The sequence below is a fragment of the Streptomyces sp. NPDC111802 genome (assembly GCF_055634335.1).
Map to the genome: position 1 here is coordinate 1 of NZ_JBVKCZ010000140.1, position 4,933 is coordinate 4,933.

The window sequence follows — 4,933 nt, forward strand, 5'->3', positions numbered from 1 at the left end:
GGGACCACATCACCAGCATCACCGCCCTGCCCACCGCAGGCTGAAACCAGGGCCGCCACCCAGCCCCACCACCACCTGCCACACCCTCAACAACCCGCCAACCGACAAGTTGACAACGTGCCAACGCCGCCTCCGAGGGCAACAACCGCCTCATCAAGCTCGAAGCGCGTAACGCCTTCGGCTTCCGGAACCGAGCGAACCAACGCCTCCGCTCACGCTGTGCAACCACCCGGCGGAGCCGACGGGAGACGCACCCCCACACGGGCCCTTAGCCCGGGTTCGACATAATTCGGGGGCGTGGCACTTATACCCGGTGCGCTGGTTGTGCCCCAGTGAGCCCCTGAACAGATGCTGACGTCGCAGCTCACGGCGTGCTCTTATGAGCGTTAATCGTAGTGTCGGTCTGGCACTTGCCGTGGCCGGATGGTACGCGTGTGCGAAAGGGAGAAGTTCGGTGATTTATAGAAATCGTGGGGAATCAGTCTTTCGGCGGCGAGGGCTTTACGTAGCCGCCTGTTCGCTGGCCGCGACGTTGGCAGGAGCCGGGGCTTGGGTATTGGCGGCACAACCCGCTGCCTCGGCACCTTCGACAGTGCAAGCCGTCGAGACATGCGCCAATGGCACTGGCACGCTGAAAGTCGGGACCGAGGACATCGACGCCGGAACCAGCGCCACCTACACGGGGACATTCACAGGGACGGGAAATACCTGCCGCTCGGCTATGGGCGCGCTCGGCGCGGTGCTCATCGTCCCCAACTCCGACGGAAGCTGTGTGGTCTCGGCGCCGATCATGCCAGGAGCGAAGCTCGTGACGGACAGCGGCACATACACGGTTCAGGAGGGCACAGCCAGGATGACTCTTCCGGCGACTGGCGGGCCTGCGGTACTGGAGGCCAACGCCAGGCTGACCAATCCGGCCGGCGGCACCTCTCTTAGTACGGGCACCGCAACCATCGTAGATACGAGACTCGACAAGGTGTGCGCCACCAGCACGCTTCCGACGGGACGTTACGAGATGACCAACGGCACGGGTACGGTTGCCGCACCGTGATGCTGCCTGTGAGCATGGAGACCGACCGTGACATTTGAAGTCACAGTCACCCCCTCAGTGGCTGGTTGGCGCGGAGGCTGAGGCCTTCACGGAACGAAGAGCGATGCTGCCCGTTGGCGGCAGCAGCACACGGCGCCGAACTGGCCCTCCGACGAGATCGGATCAAGGGAACCCGGTGCTCACTGTCTTCTTCGAGTCGGCACATGGAGTTTCTGCAGAAAGGTGCTGTGGGGTGGATCGAGCCGGACTTCTGGTCGAGGGGGTGTGGAAGTCCTACCGTCGGCGACGCGTACTGTGCGGGGTTTCACTGCAGGTGCCAGCCGGAGCCTTGGTGGGCGTTGCCGGAGAGAACGGGGCGGGCAAGTCCACACTGCTGCGGATCATCTGCGGGCAGATGGCGCCCGATGCCGGGGTGGTGCGGCGGCCGGGGCGACTGGGGTACTGCCCACAGCACGTGGTGCTCGACGAGACGCTGACCGTCGACCAGCACCTGTGGTTCTTCCAGGTCGCCTATGGGTTGCCACATTTGCGGCGGGCGCGGGAACTGCTGGAGGTGCTGGATTGCGCAGAGTATCGCGGCGAACGGGTGGGGGTGCTCAGCGGAGGATCGCGGCAGAAGGTGAACCTGGTGCTCGCGCTGATGCATGACCCGCCCGTTCTGGTACTTGACGAGCCGTACCAAGGCTTCGACTGGCAGACCTATCTGCGCTTTTGGGAACTGGTCGGTGAGCTGCGTGGGCGCAGGCGGTCGGTTCTCATTGTCTCCCACATGGCTCACGATCTGGACCGTTTCGACGAGGTGGTCCAACTGCGCAACGGTACGGTGCATCCATTCCATGGCGCTGCCTCTGCTGAGGCGGCGAGGTGGCAGTGAGACGCGCCTGGCAGGCGTTTGCCACGGCCTGCTGGTTCACCCTGGTCGGCCACGCGCGCAACAGGCTTGCGCTCGCACTAGGTGTGTTCTTCATTCCCACGTGGATCTGGCTGGTGCGTGTGGTGACCTACAGGGCTCCAGTGTCCTTCTACGTTCCCGCGCTTGGTGGTCAGCTGACCACCAACTCCAACCACGTCAACCAGATCACCGCAGCACTGAACGCGGGTACCCTGATTGTCGGCCTGATGATGTTCATGGCCGCCTTTAAAGCAGGGGAGTTGGACCGCCGTCTGGTGCTGGTCGGCTTCGCCCGCGGCCCCCTGCTGCTGGCCAAGGCCGTCGGTCTGGTGCTGGTCGCGGTAGCGACGGGCATGTACTGCACGATGTTCCTTTGCCTGTTCTGGCCCGTGCAGCAGCCCGCCCTGCTGGCGGTGGCCTCAATCGTCTCCGGGCTCGTCTACGGCGGCATCGGAGTCATGCTCGGTTCGCTGCTGCGCGGCGAGCTCGAGGGCATGTTCCTGGTCATCATGATCAGTCTCGTCGACGTCACGCTGCAAAATCCGAGTGCGACCCCGTACAGCGGCCAGCCCGGGCTGTGGGCGCTGCCGCTGCACGGGCCGCTGCAGTTGTCCATTGCCGCTGGCTTCACCCACCTTGCTCCAATGAGCTACCTACTGCACGGCTTCGTTTGGTTCGCGGTCGCCTGCGCGATGAGTCTGGTGATGCTTTATGCCCGCACGTGGTCCTACCCGAAAGCCTCCTCGGGAGTCCGACCCGCGGACGAGGACAGGACAGAGAAGGCGGCGGCCGCCGATACCTGAAAGGCGATCCGGCTGCGGTGCGAGCGGTTTGGCCCCGCCTGCGCCGTCGGCAGCCGAAGCCCGTGCTTCTTCCGTAAGCCCTTTAAGGGCACCAGGCCGGTGCCACGGGTCGTGGTCACCGACAAACTCCGCCCCTACGGCGCCGCCTACCGCCAGGTCATACCCTCCATCGAGCGCCGGACCTCGAAATATATCTCAACAACTACTGTAGCCAGAAAACGCCCATATCTTGACGTGGGAGCAGGAGCGCGCGATCACCGATTAGAAGTCGACGAATGGAATGCGATGTACGCCACAACCTCGATTCAGGAGTCTACCAAGATTCACCTCTCAATCCCCCGTAAAGTCTTTTCAATGGGGTCAGGAAACCATGACGAGGACACAGCCAAGTCCCGGCATGACGCCTGGTTCATTGAGGCATTCAGGCGTCACGGCGTTAAAGACGGCGAGCCGTATCTGAGCAAGTACACCTCAGTCGGCCAGGTCTCAATGGGATTCCCTTGGATGACGCTGGAGGAGATGGTCGCAACCAGTGTTGTCGTGACCGCCGCGATCCTGGTGGATGACGCCTTTGAACGCGATCACGAACAAAGCAGAGAAGATGCCCGCCAGTGCATCAGGATCGCGAGAGGAGAGTGCGCACCAACCACGCCGTACATGAAAATCTGGTCAGAAGCCTGCGCGCAGCTGAGACCGCTGTGGACCGATCGCGGTTGGAAACTGCTTATGGACGCCGGGAGCATCTGGGCCGATGTCATGAGCGACAGGACGTCACATCACGCATGTGTCACTGGCTTCGAGACATACATGATCGTTCGACGTCCAGATTTCGCTTTCGACGTGATTGACACACTCAATCAAAAACGAAACGGCTTCGACCTTGCCAACCTGGGGAATTCATCGGAAGTGTCCAGAATGAAAGATGCCTGCTTCATCCACTCGGCACTCGTAAACGATCTGCTTTCATTCCGGAGGGAGCACTTCGCGGGGGTACCTTTCAACGCCATCGAAGTCCTGATGAAGTTTCATGGAATGGGTGTACAGCAAGCGGTCGATCAAGTTTGCGAGAAGATCGGCGAGGCGGAAGAGGCAATCGTCGAGATGCTCAGCAGGGGAAGGAGAGATCCCTCCGGGCATGGTACCCTGATAGCCCATGTGGAGACTTGGGCAGTCACTCTCTCGGGACTGCTGAGGGCATCCCTCAGCAGTGATCGATATCATGGATCCGGGCATAAGTGGATGGGGCAAATCCCTGCAAGTATGACTTTGTACCAGGACCGAACGATTTTCGGCTACGACTGATCCTTTCCTTATACACTGAGGGAACTGCGGCAAAAGGTCGCCTTCCTGGAAAAAGTCGCAGCGTGCTTTGCCAAGGATCCTCGGTGAGCGACAGATTCGAGTTCATCGATGCCGAGTACGCGTCATCCACCACGAACACCGAGGCGATACCGTCCGTCGTGAGGATGTGTGACTGGCTGGAAGTATCCCGCTCCGGATTCTACGAATGGCGGGGCCGGCCGCTTTCAGCGACTGCCCGGCGACGGGAAGATCTGAAATTACTGATCACCAAGTCTTTCGAGGGCATTGCCATGTTGTTGGGGGTGGCTGGTGTTGAGGGGGCGTTATCAAGTTGAGGAGCCGGGGGTCGGGTAGCCGAGGGGAATCGCACCCAATGCCAGGAACTTAGGAAGGTCACTCTCCGTGTTCATCATGCTTTGGGTGCCAGTTGGGTGCTTCTTCTGATGCAGCGAAGCTCCTCGCCTACGACTGGTGATTGTTGAGATCAACCGGGTAGGCGAGGAGCTTCGTTGTCAGATCATGGTGCCATGGGCACGGGCTGGTCTTCCAGCGTGGGGCGGGTGTTGGGCGGTGTCAGAGGTGGGGTGTTGTTGGCCCGGCAGGTGCCGCCGTCTCTGGTCGACGAGGTACTGGGGGCCACCGGCCGCTCACAGCGCCGGCTCCGGGCGCTGCCCTCCCGGCTGGGCGTCTACTTCGTGCTCGGGTTGTGCCTGTTCAGCGACTCGAGCTACGGCAGCGTGATCGCCACGCTGGTGGCGGGGAGCCGGGACCGGCTTCATGCCGTCGGCTGGGCGCTATCAAGTTGTCTGCGGGGGCGTGAGATGATCTTGATGTAGGTCGTCTTGGGAGGGGCTCGCGGTGGAGGCTGAGGCGTCGGTGTCGTAC

The 4,933-nt window shown here is 61.8% G+C and carries 6 protein-coding genes and 1 pseudogene; all 7 read left to right on the forward strand.

Translation table 11 applies throughout. The features are described from left to right. Positions 1–131: 131 nt before the first annotated feature. Positions 132–272, forward strand: a pseudogene (locus tag ACZ7NC_RS44430) (hypothetical protein); the annotation flags it as partial. A gap of 320 nt (positions 273–592) precedes the next feature. Beyond that, positions 593–1,051, forward strand: a complete 459-nt coding sequence (locus tag ACZ7NC_RS44435; protein WP_471497837.1) for a hypothetical protein — start codon at positions 593–595, stop codon at positions 1,049–1,051. A gap of 262 nt (positions 1,052–1,313) precedes the next feature. Continuing rightward, on the forward strand, positions 1,314–1,925 hold the full coding sequence (locus tag ACZ7NC_RS44440; RefSeq protein WP_471497847.1) for an ABC transporter ATP-binding protein: 612 nt from the start codon (positions 1,314–1,316) through the stop codon (positions 1,923–1,925). Beyond that, the gene (locus ACZ7NC_RS44445) at positions 1,916–2,746 is read left to right on the forward strand and encodes an ABC transporter permease (RefSeq protein ID WP_471497839.1); all 831 of its coding nucleotides are present in this window, start codon (positions 1,916–1,918) and stop codon (positions 2,744–2,746) included. Before ACZ7NC_RS44440 ends, ACZ7NC_RS44445 begins: the two co-directional genes overlap by 10 nt. Before the next feature lie 111 nt (positions 2,747–2,857). Then, positions 2,858–4,048, forward strand: coding sequence for a terpene synthase family protein (locus tag ACZ7NC_RS44450; protein WP_471497841.1), 1,191 nt, complete (start codon positions 2,858–2,860; stop codon positions 4,046–4,048). Positions 4,049–4,131: 83 nt separating this feature from the next. Continuing rightward, a complete protein-coding gene (locus ACZ7NC_RS44455) occupies positions 4,132–4,383 on the forward strand; it encodes a hypothetical protein (protein ID WP_471497843.1) in 252 nt (83 codons plus the stop codon). A 255-nt stretch (positions 4,384–4,638) separates the two neighbouring features. Continuing rightward, positions 4,639–4,884 (forward strand): transposase domain-containing protein, encoded by a 246-nt coding sequence (locus ACZ7NC_RS44460; protein ID WP_471497845.1) that lies wholly within the window; start codon positions 4,639–4,641, stop codon positions 4,882–4,884. The last annotated feature ends 49 nt before the right edge of the window (positions 4,885–4,933 follow it).